Genomic DNA, 565 nt, shown 5'->3' with positions numbered 1-565 from the left:
CAGTTTCCAGAGCCTGTGCGTCAGCGTCTCCCAAAAAGGCGATGGCGCGGCGGGCGTTGTCCCTCATGTCGATCAGGCGCTGGCGATCCATCGAGGCGGTCATGCGAGGACGAGGTCGCGTTCCATGCTGGTCCGGATGAGCGGTTTCACCCGGGCCCGGTCGACAAGATCGACCCGTGGGCCCAGGGCTTCCTCCAGCTCAGACACGGCTCCGCCCTGCTTGAAGAGCGTGGCGCCTCGAAGGAACTCTGCCCACACGTCCACGTCGCTGTCGTCACGCGCTTCGCCGCGGGCGAAGGAGCCCACGACGCCGATCAGATCCACCTTGTATTTCTCGCGGATCTCCGCCCGCCGCGCCGCGCCCGAGCGGCCGCGCGCGGCGCCGGTGGCGAAGTAGCGACTGATCTCCCAGGTGTCGCTGGCGTAGATGCTGGCTTCATCCTCAGCGATGAGGTGCGGGAACACGCCCCCTAGCACTGATCCGGTAAGGGCCGGCCGCATGCGCATGGAGCAGGAGATCGACCCGTCGGGTTCGACAGCCAGCAGATAGATCATCTGGTCGTCG

General features: G+C 66.5%; 1 protein-coding gene. It reads right to left on the bottom strand.

Going from position 1 to position 565, the window contains the following annotated elements:
* Positions 1 to 99: 99 nt before the first annotated feature.
* A partial coding sequence (locus tag ACNOHI_RS25330; protein WP_420477491.1) for a nucleotidyltransferase domain-containing protein occupies positions 100 to 565 on the bottom strand: 466 nt, incomplete at its 5' end.

The organism is Noviherbaspirillum sp. ST9 (assembly GCF_048799745.1).
Taxonomy (GTDB): domain Bacteria; phylum Pseudomonadota; class Gammaproteobacteria; order Burkholderiales; family Burkholderiaceae_D; genus Noviherbaspirillum.
Note: the sequence above shows the minus strand (reverse complement) of the source record. Positions and strands in the feature narration are given on the sequence as shown.